Source organism: Halorhabdus utahensis DSM 12940 (assembly GCF_000023945.1).
Taxonomy (GTDB): domain Archaea; phylum Halobacteriota; class Halobacteria; order Halobacteriales; family Haloarculaceae; genus Halorhabdus; species Halorhabdus utahensis.
Map to the genome: position 1 here is coordinate 163,348 of NC_013158.1, position 16,932 is coordinate 180,279.

The following is a 16,932-nucleotide window of genomic DNA, read 5'->3' on the forward strand; positions in this document are numbered from 1 at the left end:
TACGCAAACGAGAGATCGCGAGCGTCGAGGGTGTTCACGCCAGCAACACCCCCGCCGCGACGGTCGCGAAGACGATGAACGCAAAGGCGGCGTCAGGCAAGCCGATCGCGTGCTGTCGGGCGTACGCCCGGCCCGCCGTCCCGCCCCGCGAACGGGCCGCCCGCCCGACGCGCTCACCGCGGTCCAGCGCTCGCAGGAGGAAGGTTCCGAGCAGCGAACCGGCTTCACGCCAGGACTCCCGCAGCGTGGCGGATCTGATCCGACGACTCCGCCTCGCGAGCACGAGCCGCGAGAGTTCTTCGAAGACGACCAGCAGGTACCGGTAGGTGATCGCCAGCAGCGTGACGACCGTTCGGGGAACGCGGAGCGTCCGCAGGGCACCCACCAGCGCGGCGAACCGCGTCGTCGAGAGCAACAGCCCGAGCAGCGAGACGCTCGCGCCGACGCGGAGGGTGAACGTCGCGACGTAGGCCGCGCCGGAAAGGGTGACCGGCCCGGCGAGCGTCGCGCCCGGGACGAGGACGGCCTGTGGCGCGACGATCAGCAGCGAGACGGCCATGGGCACGCCCGTCCGGAGCGCGTGGGTGCCCAGCGGGACCCGGGAGAGGACTGCCGCGAGGACAGAGAGGGCGAGCATCGCGGCGGGTGGCCCCGGCCGGTCGAACGTGACGGTGACGACCAGCAGCGCCAGGACGCCGAGCAGTTTCAGAACAGGGTGGACGGCCTGGAGCCAGCCCCGTCGATCGGCGACGCGCTCGTCGGCCAGGAGACCTCGTGTCCGATCGGTCAGCGTGCCCGCCGATCGGCTGACGGGGTCAGCGCGGGTCACGTTGGGCGGTCAGCGGGCGGCCGGCGAGCCAGCCGATCACGAGGACGAGCGCCGCGCCGACGAGCCCCGAGACGAGCGTCCCAACGTAGGGATCGACGCCCGCGAGCCCGTAGTCCGGGAGCAGGGCGGGCAGCGTCGAGACGGCGTGGGCGGTCGCGCCGGTCGCACTCGCAGCGTGTTCTAACGGTTCAGTGTAGCCGACCTGTCCGGCCGCCCAGGCGAACAGCGGCGAGAGGACCACCAGGCCACCGACGACGCCGGCCCCGCGACGGAGGAGTCGACGCCGGTCGATCGTCGGCGTCCGCTCGGCGAGCAGGTCGGGACGGGCTTCGGCGACGAACTCGTAGGCCAGCAGCGTGATCGCGCCCTCGGCGATCCCCAGGAGGACGTGCCAGCCGCCGACGATCGCCAGCACGGTCGACAGTTCGTAGGCGAAAGCCTCGGAGACGCCGAGCATGACCGCCGCGACGAGGGCGGCCGCGGAGATGCCGACCCAGCCGGCGGCGAAGACGGCCCCGCGCTCGTGATAGGGAGCCAGCGCCCGGTAGACGGCGTAGCCGACGTAGACCTGCACGATCGCCATCGCGAGGACGTTGCCACCCATGACGAGCAGGCCGCCGTCGCCGAACACCAGCGCCTGGATCGCGAAGACGCTGGTCATCGCCAGCGCCGCGAGATGGGGGCCAAGCAGAATGGCAGCGAAGGCCCCGCCGACGAAGTGGACGCTCGTCCCGCCGGGGATGGGAAGGTTCAGCATCTGTGCAGCGAAGATCGCGGCCGCCGTGACGCCCAGCAACGGTGCGTGGGGGCCGTCGAGGTCGCCCGCCGAGCGCCGCGCGGCCCACGCCAGGACAAGGACCGACAGCAGGGCCGCCCCGGCGGCGATCCAGAGGTCGAGGTATCCGTCGGCGATGTGCATCGATAGCCGGTGGTAGGTCACGCCAGGTAATAATACGTTTCGGAGTTTGAGTAATACTGGGAACGGAAGCTACAAGGCTGATATGACCGGCCGGTCAATCGGGTGTATGGCCGACGACCTCGACAGGGTGAGTCTGACGTTGCCGCCCGAGATGACCGACCGCCTCGACGGCATCGTCACCGAGTGGGACTACGCGAGCCGATCGGAGGCCGTCCGGGACGCGTTGCGTGACTTCTTCACGACCTATGAATGGGAGGGCGGCGACGAGACGCGTCACTACGGCACGATCGTCATCGCTCACGAGCATGACCACGACAGCGACGTGGCCGGCCGCCTCCAGACGATCCAACACGAGTACGCCGACGTCGTCACGTCGGTCCAGCACATCCACCTCTCGGAGGACCGCTGTATGGAGACGCTCGTGGTCGATGGCACCGCCGGCCAGATCGACGAACTGGCCAACCGCCTGCGAGCGATCGGCGGCGTCAAGCAGGTGAAAGTCGTCGTTGTCGGTAGCGGTGGGTCCGGGGCCGACAAAGTCGACAGTGATCGGGCGCACAAACACGATCACGCGGGCGAGCCGGCCGATCACGAACACTGATCGGCTCGCCCGGGGAACGGCGGCGGCCGACCAGTAGTTTTAAAAAGATATCCGTATGATACTATCAAACATGACAGGCGATCTGGAGAACGACGATCGCGGATACGAGCAACATCAACAAGAGATCAGCGAGTCGGTCGACGGCGGCGGGTGTGCTGAGACGTGGGAGACCCTCTCGGAACAGCGCACTCCGGACGAGTCCGAGGCGGACCAACAGCTGGATGTCGAGCGCGTCTTGCTCGACATCGACTGTTTGGAGTTTGCGGGCGACGGCGAGGACTTCAAGCTCCAGCCGTCGTTTCGGCGCGAGTGGCGGTCTGCGATCGAAGCACTCGACGAGGAGGCACTCGATACGGTTATCGCGGATGTCTTCGACGTGGATGGGGAGATTCAGATCGACGAAACAGAACAGGCCGTTCACGTGCGACACGACGGTCGGTTGCTCGCGCAGTGGGTATCACATCCCGCGATGGTCGCCGACCTCGCGGCCTGTCACGTCTTCGAACAGCGGGATGGCGACTGGCCGGATCGGTCGGCTGCCGAACGGAGCAAATTTGCCGGCAGCGTCCGACTGTATCTCGAATTCTGTCCCGACTGTGGGGGACACGCGTCCTTCGACACGGACGTCGTGACCTCCTGCTGTAACGATTATGAGGTCGCAACCGTCTCCTGTGAGGACTGTGAGGTTACGCTGTTCGAAATGCCGGTCGCTGCGGATCCGGCGTGACTCCTGCCGACTGATCCCTCAGTGACGGTAGTGATCGACAGTCCGGAAACACACGTACAACAGGGCGTTGAGCATGCCCGTCAGCCAGAAGATCGCCCCGAGATTCAACCCGAAAACGCCGGGGCGGTTGACCGCGACGACATCTTCGAACAACCAGCCGACTGCGACGGCGATGATGCCCCAGACGATCAGAATGGCGGCGATCCGTGCACCCTCTTCGATGTAGTCGGTGATCGGATCCGCGTCGCTGGCGGTCGAATCAAGTGACATGATCGTGCGTCCGTCGTATGTGCCATAAGTCTTCCCCACGGATCTCAAAGCCGAGTCGAGAGTCGTCGGCCCGCCTCAAGTCCCGTTTCCAGGGCGGCGTGCGTTCGGCCGGTCCCGGCGAGCCAGTCGCCGGCGAGGCCGAGGTCGTGCTCGAGTGCCTGCTCAAACAGGGCCGGATTGACCCGGTCCCCGGGCAAAGCGTATCTGAATCGTTCATGATCCCACCAGTCCGGCTCGGCCAGTCGGTCGTCGGCCAGCAGCGTCGCGGCGTGAGTGCTCGCGGCGTCGGCCGCTTCCGCCGGCGTCGCGTCAGGACGTCCGGCTGCCCAGGCTGGACTCAACTGGACGATCAGGATCTCCTCGCCATCGGGGACGTGGCCAGGTTTGCACGACTCCCTGGAGAGCCACCCGACGGCGTGTTCCTTGTCGGTGTTGACCAGGGCGTAATAAGGTACGTCCATCTCGAAGGGATAATGGAGCGCGACCGAATCGATCGTCCGATAGGACTGTCGCTGCCGGGCGGCCACCAGCGTTTCTCTGAAGTCGGCTTCCCAGTCCGCTTTGGCGAGGAGATCCCCGGCCGGCGGCGTCACGACGACCGCATCGGACGCCAACCGTTCGCCGTCGGCAGTAACCGCCCACCCGTCCGCTGTACGAGCGAGCCGGTTGACAGCTGTCTGCTCCTGAACTGTCGCGTCGCTGGCATCGAGGAACGCACGGACGATTTCGTCGATGCCGTCACGCCCGGACAGTTTGACTCCCTGATTCGGCCGGCCCTCCTCGACTTCACCGGATTCGTCGAACACCCAGACGTCCCCGGTCGTCTCGGCGAGTCTGTCACCGACGACCGAACGGAAGCGCTCTTCGACGCGGTCGTTCGGTGGATCGACGTAGTTGGCACCGTAATCGTAGACACAGTCCTCCCGGTGGGCCGAGACCATCCGCCCGCCGATGTCCTCCGCCTCGAAGACCGTCACCTCGGCTGCCTCGTCCAGCGCGTACGCTGCTCCTGCTCCGGCGATGCCGGCACCGACGATACAAACCTTCGATGTCACGAACAGCGCTACGGTGGCGAGCGGATAAAGGACTGGGGCCTCGACACGGCCGATCGAACACGGTCAGTCACTCCTCGCCCGGCATCGGCTCCAGTGCAACGAACTCCAGGTTCTTTTCGGCCAGGAGTTCCTGCGCTCGGTCCGTCGCCGAGGGCGCGACGAGGATGCCACGTATCTCCCGGTCAGCGTGGAGATCTCGGGCCAGCGCGTCGACGTAGCGGTCGAGCTGGCCGACGGCGTCCGGCCCGACCCGCCGGCGTTTGAGTTCGACCACGACTGCCCGGTTCTCGCTGTCCTCGCCGTAGATGTCAATTGCGCCGGCGGGTGTCGATCGCTCGGTCGCCAGCGGTTCGAAATCAGGCTCGATCAACCCGGGCGACTCCAGAACCCGCTCGCGGAGGTCTTCCTCCGTGCCGGACAGCGAGAGGTCCTCCGGATCAGTCACGTCGACAGTCGTGACGTATTCGATCGATTCGAACGTGACTTCGAGATATTCTTCCGGACCTGTCCGGCGGCTTTCGATGTGAAGCTGGGCGTCGTCAAGCCCCACTTCGTGCGTCGAGCCCGGTGGCTGCCAGTTGACCGGCTGATGGCCCTCGTCGGTGTGGACCAGTGCCGTGCCGTCGGGTTTGAGCACGAGCAGTCGATCGCCGGGACCGAGTGTGCTTTTCGCACGGCCGTCGTACTCGACGCGACAGCGACCGAAGACCGTCACCATGTCGCCTCGATCGACAGCTCCGGCGATTCGTTCGCGGGCAGTCTCGGCCGGCGGATCGACTGCCAGTTCGGGAGTCCGCTCGAACGTTGGCCCGTGATCGTCACCCGTATCGGTCACGGATTTTGGTAGCCGGGCCGGTCACAAAAGCGTCGCGTGTCGCGATCACATCCGGGAGGATCTCCGACGACCAGCTCACGATTCCCCGCTCGGTGACGAAGTCCCGCCAGCAACCGTCGTCGTCCCGCCGCGATCGACAGTCCGTTGGTTCGGACGGCGTCGGCGACGGTCGCTTTCGCCCCCCGGAGCCAGGTTCGTAGCGCTGGCCCATCCCGTGGAGAGTAGATCGCAACTACCGCCCCGTCACCGCATGGTTCCGGGACTGGCTTCCCCAGATAGTGCTCGACGGCCAGCCAACACATCACAAACGCCGTCCACTCGCCACCAGCGCGACGGTACATGCCGTCAAACCGGGCGAAATCGAGCGACTCGACGACATCCCGAAGCGAGTCAGCCGCAGATGGGGGTTTTCGGGGCGGCCGCCAGCCGTCAATTGGTTTGGTGCGTCCATCCTGCCAGGTCGTCTCCCCATGCCACCACCCATCCTCGGTGGGGATCACGACAAGAGCGCGGTGGCTCACCGGCACTCCCTCCGCTGGTCGCTGGTTGGATCCATTCGCATGTATATTTCGAGAGTGGTTCTGTTCCGGTATTTGAAGCCGCGGGCCGGCAGTTCGACTTGATCGGTGGAACGTCTTCGGCGTGGCCTATTTGAAGCCGGGTCACCTTGTGATGGTAGATGCTGGAAGACGACTTCGGTCGTGAACTCACCGGTCTGCGAGTGTCGCTGACCGACCGGTGCAATTTCGATTGCGTGTACTGTCACAACGAGGGGCTGGGCGACACGCGCGGGCCGATGGCGCCGAGCGAGGAGGAGCTTTCGACCGATGAAGTCGTCCGCGTCATCGAGGTCGCCGCCGACCACGGTGTCGAGGCCGTGAAGTTCACCGGCGGCGAGCCGATGCTCCGGACCGATCTGGGGGAGATCGTTCGCCGGACGCCCGCGGGCGTCGAGACGTCAATGACGACAAACGGAACCTTCCTCCCCGATCGCGCGGCCGAGCTGGCTGACGCGGGGCTCGAACGCGTCAACGTCTCACAAGACGCCCTCGATCCGGAGGACTTCGCGACGCTCACGCAGTCGGGGGCCTACGACCAGGTGCTCTCGGGCGTCGAGGCCGCCCTCGACGCCGGCCTCGCGCCAGTCAAACTCAACATGGTCGTCTTCGAGCACACTGCCGGCTACGTCCCGGAGATGGTCGAGCATGTCGCCGACGGCGACGGCCTGCGCCTGCAACTCATCGAGTACATGCCCGAACTCGCCGGCCGGCCCGAGTGGGCGATCGACATCGACCGTGTCCACGACTGGCTGGCCGAGCAGGCCACCGAAGTCACCGCCCGTGAGATGCACGACCGGACGCGCTACTGGATCGACGGGACTCCTGATGACGGCGATGGCGGCCTCGTCGAAGTGGTCGATCCCGTGGGCAACACGGACTTCTGTGAGAACTGCCACCGCGTTCGCGTCACCCACGACGGCTATCTGAAGGGCTGTCTCAACCGCAACGACGACCTCCGGTCGCTGGGCGATCGCTCCCGGGAGGCCATCGAAGCAGCGCTCAGAGATACCGTCGCCGAACGAGTCCCGTACTACGGCGAGTACCTGATTGAAGACGACAACGGCGAGTGGGTACGGAACCCGGCCTACGAGGGGAGCAAAGGTGATCGAGCCCCATACGAGTACGAAAACGATGCCCCGGGATCGGAACGGGCAGACGACCAGCCCGCCACTGAGAAGGGTGGTGAAGATGCCAGCCATGCGGCGACCGATGGCGGCGAATCCACTGGAAGCGTACCCGACAACTGATCGGCGCTGACTGTCTGAGTGTCCCAGACGCGAATCAATCCCTTCAAGTCACCCGCGAGCGTCGATTCACCCGTATGACAGACTGCCCGGAATGCGGGGCCGAGGTTTCCCTGCACGACGACGTCGAAGTCGGAGAGATCGTCGACTGTGCCACCTGTGGCGCGGAACTCGAAGTCGTCGCGGACGATCCCGCGACGCTCGAACCTGCCCCGGAACTCGAAGAAGACTGGGGCGAGTAACGGCGCACGCTTTTCACGAAAACAGCGACGACCAGCCCTTAGCTTTCGCGCCAGATCACGGTGACCGTCGCGTCGTCGGTCTCGACAGTGTCGTGAGAGAGGCCGCGATCGTCGAGTTTCGGATAGAGATGCTGTGGCGCGCGATCGTTGAACTGGACCAGTACTTCATCGTCGGCGAGGTCGGCTGTCGCTTCCAGCGTTTTCTGCAACGGCTTGGGCGGGCCGAGGTTCCGAACATCCAATTCGACTGTCGAGCGGTCGTCAGGGGCCCCACTCGCCGCCACCGGATCCCCGGCGTTCATGGCGATTCCTCCGTGAGGGCATCGGGACCTGGAACCTCACCAGTCTCCTCGAATATCTCTTCAAGACGCTGGAGGTCGTCGTTCAGCGACTCGCTCTCGTTATGCATCTCGGCGACGCGGACTCGAACCAGATCGTAGTCGTGGCGCTCGGCAAGTCCGTTCCAGGCCCGGAACGCGCCGATCGCCAGGGAATTGCCGGCCGGACAGAACTCCGTCGTCGGCGTGAACTCCGCCCTGAGGACGCCATCTTCGTCGGTGTCCTCGGCGTAGCGAAAACCGGCACCTGGATGACGCGTATCGAGATTCAGCTTCGCCAGGTTGTAGCCGAAGGTCATGTCGTAGACGCCGCGTTCCTCGAAGACGTCCCAGGTTGTCGCGTGAAAGTCGACGTGATCTTCGCCCGTCAGGACATCGTGCCCGTCGAGAAATGCGTCCGGTTCAGGTACATTCTCGGGGACAAACGACCCTTCCTCGTCGAACGTGTCGCTGCTTGCACCGAGTCGCTTCATGGTTTCACGTATGTCTCCGGGCACCCCGGAGGTTGTGCCGAACGTGTTCGGGCCCGTGGCCGGTATCGCGAACAGACGCCAGTTGCCTTCAGGTGTCCTCGGCTGGCGAAGCCGACAGTGACGGGAACAATACCCTGCCAGGCGAGTGTGGTCCGTGGTGGTGGACGGTCAACCCGAGGTTGACCGCGACGATGGCAAACCCAGCCCCGATGGCAACGACACCGGCAAGTTCAATCGTGGAACCGACGTCCATGGCTCCACCGACGGCCTGAATGAGCACGCCAGCCAGGAGGACGAGAAAGTCTGCGTTCGCGAGCCGACTGTCGTAGAGGTCTTCGACCATCGGGACGGGCTCGTAGCCGATGCGGTCGCTGTAGGTTTCCAGCCAGACGAGGAAGGGCACAATGTGATACAGCGTCCCGATCACGACGAACCCGAGCACGCCGACCAGCAGGACGGGCTCACTCGCCGGCGTACCGAGCACTGTCAGGCGGTTGGTCGGTTCGGCCAGCCAGGCTGGGAGTGTCAGGCCCGCCCAGATGACCATGGCGAACGCGACGACCGCGTACCGTACGAGGACGGTCGAAATCTCGGTCCGGGATCGAAATAGCTTCCGGGCGAGGGAGAGCCCAACGATGGCGATCGACCCAGTCACGAAGACGACACCGATTCGGGCGAGGAGAGCGTGTCCGAGCAACCGCCCGAGAGCCAGGGCCCCGACACCGAACGGGTACGCGACGAGTTCGCCGCGCTGGACGAGCCTGTCGAGGCGGTCGTCATCTGCCTGTGTGAACATCTCGCCAAGCTGATAGAGCGCACCGATCACCGTGGTCAGAAAAGCCCCGAAGACAGCGACGGTCACGTGGGCGCTCGCAACGCCCGTCCGGCTGATCGCGAGACCGATAAACAGCGGTTGGGTATAATCAAGAGAGAGGAGATATCCCAGGATAGTCAGGAGGAAAAACGCCAGCAGCGCGATGACGAAGTGCCACTCCGTTGTGTCGAGTGGTCGCGCACGCCAGAGCGTCCGCCCGATGTTGTAGACGAACACCCAGATCCCGGCGACCAGCAGCGTCCCGGCGACGTGCAACATCGTCAGTTCTGCAGTAAGCATCGAGGCGACGAAACCGGCGAGGCCCGCAACGACTAGCCAGGCTTCGACCGCACTCAGCCGCTGGGAGTACAGTCCAACGCCGGACCAGACGGGGACGAACTGGGTCATCGCTCCCATGATCGTCACACCGACGAAACCGGCGAGAAACAGATGGGTGTGAGCGATCCCCGAGAGTCCGATCGGGTTGTCGACGGTCGCCACAGCGAGTATCTGCCCGGCGAGTGCGACCAGCACCGCAAGGGCCACGTGATGCAGCGTTATCGCGACCGGCGGCCCCTTTTCAGTATCTACGTCCTGCGTGAGGGTACGCATACGCCCCCGTTGGACCGCTCGCATCCTGCCACATTTGCCGAACATATTCGGTAGCGTTCTACCGGCCGCGTCGATGGGCAACGATGGCACGGCGGCCTGCTATCGGGCCAGCGAAAATGGGGAAGGGAGGCGATCCGATCAGGCTTCCTCGGGTTCGGGGGGTGCGTCGATATCGACCGCCGGCTCGTCAGTGTCGTCCTCGCCACGTTCGAGTAGCAGACCTGTGATACCCGCGGCGAGGAGTCCAACGCCGGCTGCTCGTACCGCATCGAGATACCACGCTTTGGGTTCGAGTTCCCCGGGATTTTCGAAGCCACAGAGTGAGAGTCGCGTCGAAAGCCGGACCAGTTGTTTCGGCAGGAGGGCGGCGAGCAGTCCCTGCAGGGCGATCCATCCGTACCCAACGCGGCGGAGTATCCCGAGCATCACCCCTGTTTGGACCCGGAATACCCTCAATTTGTGGGTCCGCAACCAGTGGGTAGGAAGTCATCCAGCGTGATCCAGTAGCCCGTGTTATATGATTTGATTGAGATGAGCACTGAAGCGGGCATGATCCGGTGATTTGGGTCCGAAACCCGGTAATCTACTGGGTATGCCCCTAGTCTTCTTAGGTTTCTGGTAATATTACCATGTATGGACTGGTTTGCATCGCGATCAAGTGAAGCGTGGCCCGAACCAGGGCTCGTCGGGAACTTCAGGGCCTCGCTGTCCCAGTGGGACTTGACGCCACGGCGCATCGCTGCGGTGTACCTCCTCTTTGGATTCGTCGGGCTGTATATCTCAGATGTCATATTTGCCAGTATTTTCGCCGAGCCCCTTCGCAGTCAGATCCAGGCGCTCAAGGGCGCGGTCGAGATTCTGGTCACTGCCGGGTTCATCTACGCCATCAGTGTCGCGAGTCGCCACCAGCTCGAACGGACCAATCGCCGACTCGAACGGCGGAACGAGGAATTGCACGTTCTCCATCGAGTACTGCGGCACAACCTTCGCAACGACCTCAACGTGATCGAGGGCCACGCCGAGTACGTCGTCGAATCCCAGCGTGATGAGGAGGATCTATCCGAGCCATGCAAGACGATTCTTCGGAAGACGGAGGCGATCATCTCCTACATTCAACGTGCGGGCCAGATCAGACGGTTAAACGAACGGGAGTCCGTCGAGACGTACGACCTCCCGGAGATCATCCCTTCTGTCGTCGAACGCAGCGAAGCGATCACGGATGCAGTGGATGTGACGACCGAGATACCCGAGGAAGCCACGATCTGGGCCAATCATATGTTTCCGGCCGCGCTCGATGAACTCCTCACGAACGCGGTCATCCACGCCGACAGCGATACACCCCAGGTTTCGATCAGCGTCTCGAAGACTGATGGACCAGACGGAATGACCGCCGTCGATATCGCGGACGATGGTCCCGGCATCCCCGAGTCAGTCCGACGCGTCATCGAGTCCGACGAACACGACCAACTGGCCCATCTCAGCGGCCTCGGTCTGTGGTTCGTCCACTGGACGCTCACCGACGCCGGTGGCTCCCTTTCGTTTGACACAGATGGGGACGGAACGACGGTCCGGATGCTGGTTCCGACCGCCGACAGTTCGTAACGTGCCCCATAGAAGACGCCGTTTTCGCTTCGCTGTTTGATGACACCGAAAATCTCGCTGTAGCCACCTCGACGGGCCCATGGTCCATGATTGTCCGATTTTGGAGCCAGAGCCCCCTCCCAGAAACCGGCAAAAATAACCGCATAATGCGACACAATTCGGCTTTGTCTTGCGTATGGGCCCATATCAATAACGATTTATCAACCGGTATACAGTGGACAGACGGTTTCGGACGGCGCTCATAATAGCCCCCAATATCGGGGTCGGTCACTCACGGGAAGACAGCATCTCTCGGAAAGATGATATATTGGCGGACCTGGTGACCTGGGCCCAGAGATTGAAAGAATCAAACTCTGGTCGAATGTATTCCAACAAAGTGAATTATACCGCGGATAAGTCGATATATTTTCGTCATGGGGCGCGGCAAGAGATGGGCCGAAGCAGGCAACTATGACCGGTAAGGTTCGAATACGGAGTACTGTCACATGAGTGCTATCGAATTCATCCCGCCGGCTGCGCTCGGCGACCGAGACGCGGCGATCGTCGACGTCCGCGAGGCGGCGGCGTACACCGACCTCGGTCACGTCCCGGGCGCAGCCAATATCCCAGTCGATCGGTTCCGGGACCCGACCGGGATCGCAAGGGGGATGCTGCCCGATCCGACGGACCTGGCAACGTGGCTCGGTGAGGCCGGAATCAGCCCCACCGATCCAGTGATCGCCTACGACGACGACTGTGGCGTCTACGCCGCTCGCTTCCTGGCGACGCTTGCGGCGTTCGGTCACGATGGCGACCTGTATCTCCTGGACGGGGACTACAGCGTCTACGAACGCGAGGCAGACGTCACGGTCGAACAGCCGGACGTCGAGCCTGTCGAATACGAACCGGACGACCTCGACGAGACTCTTCTCGCCGACCGCGAGGACGTCGAGGCGGCAGTCGACGGCGAGGCGATCGTCGTCGACACCCGGACCGAACCGGAGTTCGAGCAGGCCCACATTCCCGGGGCCGTCCAGCTCGACTGGAAGGTTTTCGTCGACGACGAGACCGGACGACGACGGAGCGTCGAAGCGATCGGGTCAACCCTCGCTGAACACGGCCTCGAACCCGATCGACCGGTCGTCCTCTACTGTAACACGGCTCGCCGACTGAGTTACGTCTTTGCGGTACTCGAAGACCTCGGCTACGGGGACGTCAGGTTCTACGAGGGGAGCCTCGAAGACTGGCTTCGCACCGAGACCGACGACTGGGACCCCGCCGAGATCAAGCGCCGCGTCCGCGAACACGCCAACCAGGGACCAGCGGCGGTCAAAGAAGCCCTCGGGGAGGACGCCGCGGCGAAGCTCAAGCTGGTCGGCCTCTACGGGCAGAAGCAAAGCGGCTATTTCATGTTCCGGACGAAGATTCCGGGCGGTGTCCTGACAGCCGACGCGGCCAGGGCGCTCGGGACCGTCGCCGAGGAGTACGCCACGCTGCCCGAAGAGCGCGACCCCAAAAGGTCGCCGTTCGGTGACGGGTACCTCGACGTGACTACCCGTCAGGACGTGCAGTTCCACTGGATCCGAATGGCGGACGTTCCCGAGATCTGGGAGCTGCTGGATCCGGCCGGCGTCTCGACGTTCCAGACCGGCGGCAACTCCGTCCGGAACGTCGTCTCGTGTCCGGCAGCGGGCGTCGCCGACGACGAGGTGCTCGACGCCCGCCCGGTCGCCGAGGCGATCACCGAGGCGTTTCTGGCCGACCGCCGGTACGCCAACCTGCCCCGGAAGCTGAAGGTTAGCGTCAACGGCTGTCGCGGGGCCTGTGCCCAGCCGGAGATCAACGACCTCGGATTCACCCCCGCGCGGAAGGGCGATCGGGTGGGCTTCAACCTCGCCGCCGGGGGCGGCCTCTCGGACAGCCCCCGCGTCGCCAGCGACCTCGATGTCTTCGTCGAACGGGACCAGGTCGTGGACGTGGTGCGAGCCACGGCGGACCTGTTCATCGAACACGGGAGTTATCTCGACACGGCAGTCAATCGCCTGCGCTTTCTCGTCGAGGAGTGGGGGGCCGAACAGTTCCGCGAGGAACTACAGCGCTTTGCCCCCTTCGAGTTCGAATCTGCCGGTGAGGACCTTGTCACGCATCACCACCCCGACCACGTCGGCGTCCACGAGCAGGCCGACGGAGACAATTACGTCGGCCTCTCGATCCCGGTCGGCCGGATCGACGGCACGGACTTCCGGGGGATGGCCGATCTCGCGGAATCCTACGGGAACGGCGAGATTCGATTGACCACCCAGCAGAACCTCCTGCTTCCGGACGTTGCCGATGGGGATCTCGACGACCTGCGGGCCGAACCGTTGCTCGACGAATACTCCCCCGATCCCGGGCCGTTCACACGCGGCGTCGTCACCTGCACCGGTCGGGAGTTCTGTAATTACGCCCTTGTCGAAACAAAAGCCCGCGCGAAACGCTGGGCCGCCGAACTCGACGAGCGGGTCGACATCGATCAGGATCGGGTCGGGCTGCGCTTCAGCGGGTGTACCGCTTCCTGCGCCCAGCCACAGATCGACGACATCGGCCTGCGTGGGGAAACTCGCCAGACCGACGACGGAGTGGAGAGTGCTGTCGACATCGCCGTCGGCGGCAAACTCAATGTCGATCCACAGTTCGCGACCTGGATCGCACCACGCGTCCCCATCGAGTCCGCCCCCGATGCGATCGAGCGACTGGTCGCGGTCTTCGAACGCGAAGGGCGCGATTGTGAGCAACTCCACGAGTTATGTCGACTGGCGGACGATGATCGACTCGCGGAGGTACTGCATCCAGCAGCAATAGATCCTGTCGAAGCCGCTGCAAACGGAGGCCGAACCGATGCCGACTGAGAAATCACCACAGCCCCGTGCGCCCGCAGTGGGCGACGATCCACGGGAAGCGACGACCGACGTACAGCCACCGGACGGAAAAGTGCGCTTTCGCCACCTCGACGAGGCCGTCATCGAGGCCGATCGGTGTGTGCAGTGTGGCTCGTGTGTTGCCGCCTGCCCCTCGGACTCGATCGGGATCGCCGACAGCGATCGCCGGCCGACCCTCGTGAAGATGTGTACGGGCTGTTCGCGCTGCTGGGACACCTGTCCGCGGGCCGGTCTCCGGTATGAAAGACTGCCGACGCTCGACGGTGCCGATCCCGAAACGGTCGACGGCGGCATCGGTCCGATCGAGGACGGCTACGCCGCAAGCGCGGCCGCCGACGTGGCCGGCGCACAGCACGGCGGGGTCGTCACTGCATTGCTTGCGGCCCTGCTCGAATCCCCCGATGGGATCGACGGGGCCGTTGTCGCCACGGAAGCAACGGACGGCACCGGACTCGCCGAGCCAGCGCTGGCGACCACGCCGGCCGAGGTTCAGGAATACGCCGGGACGTTGTTCACCCAACCGTTGCAACTTGCAGCGCTTGAGGAACTGCTTGCTGATGCGGATCTCCCGGCGGACCCGAGCCTGGCACTTGTCGGCACGCCCTGCGTGATCGAAGGCGTGACTGCACTCGACCGGAGCCCCTACCGCGATGACCGTTTCGACGAATCGCGCCCGCTCGATCACGTCGACCTGACGGTCGCACTCACGTGCACGCAAGCGCTGGACGACGAGGGGCTCGAACACGTCCTCTCCCGGGAGTACGGCCTCGATCCTGACGACGTGGCGGGCCTGGATCTCGTCGGCCAGGGGATCCGGATCGACCTGACCGATGGCGGAGACGAGCGCGCCCCCCTCGGGGACTTTCGGGGAGCGATCTTAGACGGGTGTCTGGAGTGTGCCGACGCGACGGGGGGGACGGCCGACCTCACGGTTGGGACCGTCGGCAGCGCACAGGGGGAGTCGACGGTGCTGGTCAGGACCGAGCGTGGGGCAGCGGCGTTCGACCGTGCCGAGGCTTCACTCGACGCCAGACCACTCGAAGCCCTCGCGCCCGTCGAACAGCTCGCACAGTGGAACGCGGATCGCGCCCGAGAGGCGACGGCCCGGGATATCGACCCCGAGGGCGACCTGTGGATCCCCTACAGCGCCCACCGGGAAGCGTACGATGACACCGACCGCGCGCCGGTCGCGTTCAACCCGGCGCGCGTTCACCAGTACGAGGAGTGGTGCTGAGATGTCCGACATGAGACAGTCCACTGCTGACGAGGAGACGACCGAAGACGCTGCACAGTCCATTGAAGACGACCACCTCGAAGATGTCGAGGACGGGTGTGGGTGTGCGGAGGTCTGGGAACATCTTTCCGAACAACGCGAGGACACCTAGGGGCGTCTCTGGAACGAAGGGGACACGGCAAATCGCTCGACACCATTATCAGCACACGGAACATATCCTCAGGTATGGGAAAGCGAATCGAAAAAGCGGTCAGTCGGGCAAAGTTCGCAGCTATCGGCGGGGCCATCGGGGCCGCAGTCGGCGGGTTCGTGAGCCGGAAGGCTGCCAGTACCGGAGCCGGCATCGGCGCGCTCGTCGGTGCGTCGATCGGTGAGAAGCGCGTCGACCTGGGCGAAATGGCCGAGAAGGTGACGGATCGCTCGGGCGAGTAGTGGGCAACAAATTCATCGCTCTTTGTCGGTGGACGATTCCCTAGCCTGGAGAAAGTACCCCGCGAAGAACAGCGGAATGCCGGTAACGAATAAGATCCCGTACGTGACGGGAAGTACTTCCGCAACGTGATTTATTCCCGGTCCAGTATGAGAGGGGTTCAAGAAGAGAGCCACGAGTCCAGGGATGGGGAGACAGAGGAGTGCCAGGAAGGCCGACCGTTCAACTCGCGGATAGCGACCAGTGGCAAATCCGAGCACAAAGAACAACGTAGCTGGGAGAAGTGGCACCAGAGCGAGGACGAGCTCGACATTTTGAACGACCGCCGGAATGGATAGCAGTACGCCGAACACGCTCACCGAAATTCCAAGAACGACAGCGATCAGCCCGACAGGAGGCCGGTCGGTGAGTCGATCGAACACTGACTCTCCCTCCCCGACGGTCTGAAATGGGAATCGATCTTGCGTTCGTGAGGTGAGGACGGCCAGTACGGGCACGTTGACGACCGTAAGTATGAACCAGATCGCGATCACTTCCGGGAGGAGCCACTCGGCCTGATGGGTCGCGAGCGTGAGTCGCATGTCGACTCTGTCCGCAAGTTCCGTGGATGGTGCATACACGATGTAGAAATCACGCGGAACGAGCGTCCGCTTGCCCTCCCACACGACAGATTGTCGATTGTCACTCACTATTCCCGTGTCGGGTGGTTTCACCACGATTTTGTCTGCGTCAGTCGTCAACGTGGCTTGATCCGCACCAAGTTCGTACCTGTGGAAATCCGCTGTCTCGTGATGGAAGAAATATACGAGCGTCACGTCACCGAACCCTTGTGTGGCGAAGTCTTCGACGGTGAACGACATGAAAAGTTCCGATCCGTTCATCCGGGCGGTTAGATCGGTCGTTTTTCCACCATGCATCGAAATGCGAGCCACTAGGTCGTGAAAGATTTTATCAACGACTGCGCTCTCGGCAAGCCGATCTACCCGATGTGGACTCTCACGTAAGGTCTCGACACTCTGGCCAGTAAGATTAGATCGGACGTGCCACCGTGCACTCCCATCCGGCTTGACCACGATGGATACGTTACTCGATTCAACAGTCACACTCTCCGGTGTTTCGTCGGCGACAATGCCCTGTTCACAGGATAGACACACGTAATGAGAGGGTGGATAATCACAGCCGCTGAGTGCGATCAGTGACACGACCAAGAGCGTGAGTGCGAACTTACGCCGGGCAGTCGCCATCACCGT

General features: G+C 63.7%; 19 protein-coding genes and 2 pseudogenes. 9 read left to right on the plus strand and 12 right to left on the minus strand.

Features of this window, described 5'->3' with window-relative positions; genetic code table 11:
- Positions 1-34 precede the first annotated feature (34 nt).
- The 3 genes and pseudogenes from cbiQ to HUTA_RS16030 all read right to left on the minus strand — a co-directional run.
- Positions 35-829 carry a cobalt ECF transporter T component CbiQ gene (gene cbiQ, locus HUTA_RS00785; protein WP_012795227.1) on the minus strand — a complete coding sequence of 265 codons (795 nt, stop codon included), beginning with the start codon at positions 827-829 and terminating at the stop codon, positions 35-37.
- Positions 816-1,070 carry a PDGLE domain-containing protein gene (locus HUTA_RS16065; RefSeq protein WP_394295030.1) on the minus strand — a complete coding sequence of 85 codons (255 nt, stop codon included), beginning with the start codon at positions 1,068-1,070 and terminating at the stop codon, positions 816-818. Before HUTA_RS16065 ends, cbiQ begins: the two co-directional genes overlap by 14 nt.
- A gap of 60 nt (positions 1,071-1,130) precedes the next feature.
- A pseudogene (locus HUTA_RS16030) lies at positions 1,131-1,748 on the minus strand (energy-coupling factor ABC transporter permease); the annotation flags it as partial.
- Positions 1,749-1,854: 106 nt separating this feature from the next.
- Here HUTA_RS16030 and nikR point away from each other — a divergent pair.
- Positions 1,855-2,259, plus strand: a pseudogene (gene nikR, locus HUTA_RS00795) (nickel-responsive transcriptional regulator NikR); the annotation flags it as partial.
- A 160-nt stretch (positions 2,260-2,419) separates the two neighbouring features.
- A complete protein-coding gene (locus HUTA_RS00800; protein ID WP_143920306.1) occupies positions 2,420-3,076 on the plus strand; it encodes a hypothetical protein in 657 nt (218 codons plus the stop codon).
- An 18-nt stretch (positions 3,077-3,094) separates the two neighbouring features.
- Here HUTA_RS00800 and HUTA_RS00805 read toward each other — a convergent pair whose 3' ends face one another.
- The 4 genes from HUTA_RS00805 to HUTA_RS15185 form a co-directional block, all read right to left on the minus strand.
- Complete coding sequence (locus HUTA_RS00805; protein WP_012795231.1) at positions 3,095-3,346, minus strand: hypothetical protein; 252 nt, start codon at positions 3,344-3,346, stop codon at positions 3,095-3,097.
- A gap of 44 nt (positions 3,347-3,390) precedes the next feature.
- The gene (locus HUTA_RS00810) at positions 3,391-4,401 is read right to left on the minus strand and encodes an NAD(P)/FAD-dependent oxidoreductase (RefSeq protein WP_012795232.1); all 1,011 of its coding nucleotides are present in this window, start codon (positions 4,399-4,401) and stop codon (positions 3,391-3,393) included.
- A gap of 67 nt (positions 4,402-4,468) precedes the next feature.
- Positions 4,469-5,185, minus strand: a complete 717-nt coding sequence (gene nucS, locus HUTA_RS00815) for an endonuclease NucS (protein ID WP_049941390.1) — start codon at positions 5,183-5,185, stop codon at positions 4,469-4,471.
- A 47-nt stretch (positions 5,186-5,232) separates the two neighbouring features.
- Entirely contained in the window at positions 5,233-5,757 is a 525-nt protein-coding gene (locus HUTA_RS15185) for a hypothetical protein (RefSeq protein WP_143920308.1), read from the minus strand.
- A gap of 158 nt (positions 5,758-5,915) precedes the next feature.
- Here HUTA_RS15185 and moaA point away from each other — a divergent pair, with 158 nt between their 5' ends.
- On the plus strand, positions 5,916-7,043 hold the full coding sequence (gene moaA, locus HUTA_RS00820) for a GTP 3',8-cyclase MoaA (protein ID WP_012795234.1): 1,128 nt from the start codon (positions 5,916-5,918) through the stop codon (positions 7,041-7,043).
- Between the two features lie 74 nt (positions 7,044-7,117).
- Positions 7,118-7,282, plus strand: coding sequence for a lysine biosynthesis protein LysW (gene lysW / locus HUTA_RS00825; RefSeq protein WP_012795235.1), 165 nt, complete (start codon positions 7,118-7,120; stop codon positions 7,280-7,282).
- Between the two features lie 38 nt (positions 7,283-7,320).
- Here the strand turns inward: lysW and HUTA_RS00830 are convergent, their stop codons facing one another.
- The 4 genes from HUTA_RS00830 to HUTA_RS00845 all read right to left on the minus strand — a co-directional run bounded on the left by HUTA_RS00830 (position 7,321) and on the right by HUTA_RS00845 (position 9,945).
- A complete protein-coding gene (locus HUTA_RS00830) occupies positions 7,321-7,584 on the minus strand; it encodes a DUF2249 domain-containing protein (RefSeq protein ID WP_012795236.1) in 264 nt (87 codons plus the stop codon).
- The gene (locus HUTA_RS00835) at positions 7,581-8,093 is read right to left on the minus strand and encodes a hypothetical protein (protein WP_012795237.1); all 513 of its coding nucleotides are present in this window, start codon (positions 8,091-8,093) and stop codon (positions 7,581-7,583) included. Before HUTA_RS00835 ends, HUTA_RS00830 begins: the two co-directional genes overlap by 4 nt.
- A gap of 88 nt (positions 8,094-8,181) precedes the next feature.
- Entirely contained in the window at positions 8,182-9,519 is a 1,338-nt protein-coding gene (locus HUTA_RS00840; protein WP_012795238.1) for a hypothetical protein, read from the minus strand.
- A 138-nt stretch (positions 9,520-9,657) separates the two neighbouring features.
- Positions 9,658-9,945 (minus strand): hypothetical protein, encoded by a 288-nt coding sequence (locus HUTA_RS00845; protein WP_012795239.1) that lies wholly within the window; start codon positions 9,943-9,945, stop codon positions 9,658-9,660.
- Between the two features lie 207 nt (positions 9,946-10,152).
- On the opposite strand from HUTA_RS00845, the gene HUTA_RS00850 reads away from it, so the two are divergent.
- The 5 genes from HUTA_RS00850 (at position 10,153) to HUTA_RS00865 (ending at position 15,684) form a co-directional block, all read left to right on the plus strand.
- Entirely contained in the window at positions 10,153-11,121 is a 969-nt protein-coding gene (locus HUTA_RS00850; protein ID WP_012795240.1) for a sensor histidine kinase, read from the plus strand.
- Between the two features lie 485 nt (positions 11,122-11,606).
- A complete protein-coding gene (locus HUTA_RS16035; RefSeq protein WP_012795241.1) occupies positions 11,607-13,988 on the plus strand; it encodes a rhodanese-like domain-containing protein in 2,382 nt (793 codons plus the stop codon).
- A complete protein-coding gene (locus HUTA_RS00860) occupies positions 13,978-15,252 on the plus strand; it encodes a Coenzyme F420 hydrogenase/dehydrogenase, beta subunit C-terminal domain (RefSeq protein WP_012795242.1) in 1,275 nt (424 codons plus the stop codon). The genes HUTA_RS16035 and HUTA_RS00860 overlap by 11 nt, the downstream gene beginning before the upstream one ends.
- 1 nt (position 15,253) lies before the next feature.
- Positions 15,254-15,403: a hypothetical protein gene (locus HUTA_RS15460; protein ID WP_012795243.1), complete on the plus strand. Its 150-nt coding sequence runs from the start codon at positions 15,254-15,256 to the stop codon at positions 15,401-15,403.
- 74 nt (positions 15,404-15,477) lie between these two features.
- A complete protein-coding gene (locus HUTA_RS00865; protein ID WP_012795244.1) occupies positions 15,478-15,684 on the plus strand; it encodes a YMGG-like glycine zipper-containing protein in 207 nt (68 codons plus the stop codon).
- Positions 15,685-15,696: 12 nt separating this feature from the next.
- On the opposite strand, the gene HUTA_RS00870 is transcribed toward HUTA_RS00865, so the two are convergent.
- Positions 15,697-16,926, minus strand: coding sequence for a hypothetical protein (locus HUTA_RS00870; RefSeq protein WP_012795245.1), 1,230 nt, complete (start codon positions 16,924-16,926; stop codon positions 15,697-15,699).
- Positions 16,927-16,932: the final 6 nt, after the last annotated feature.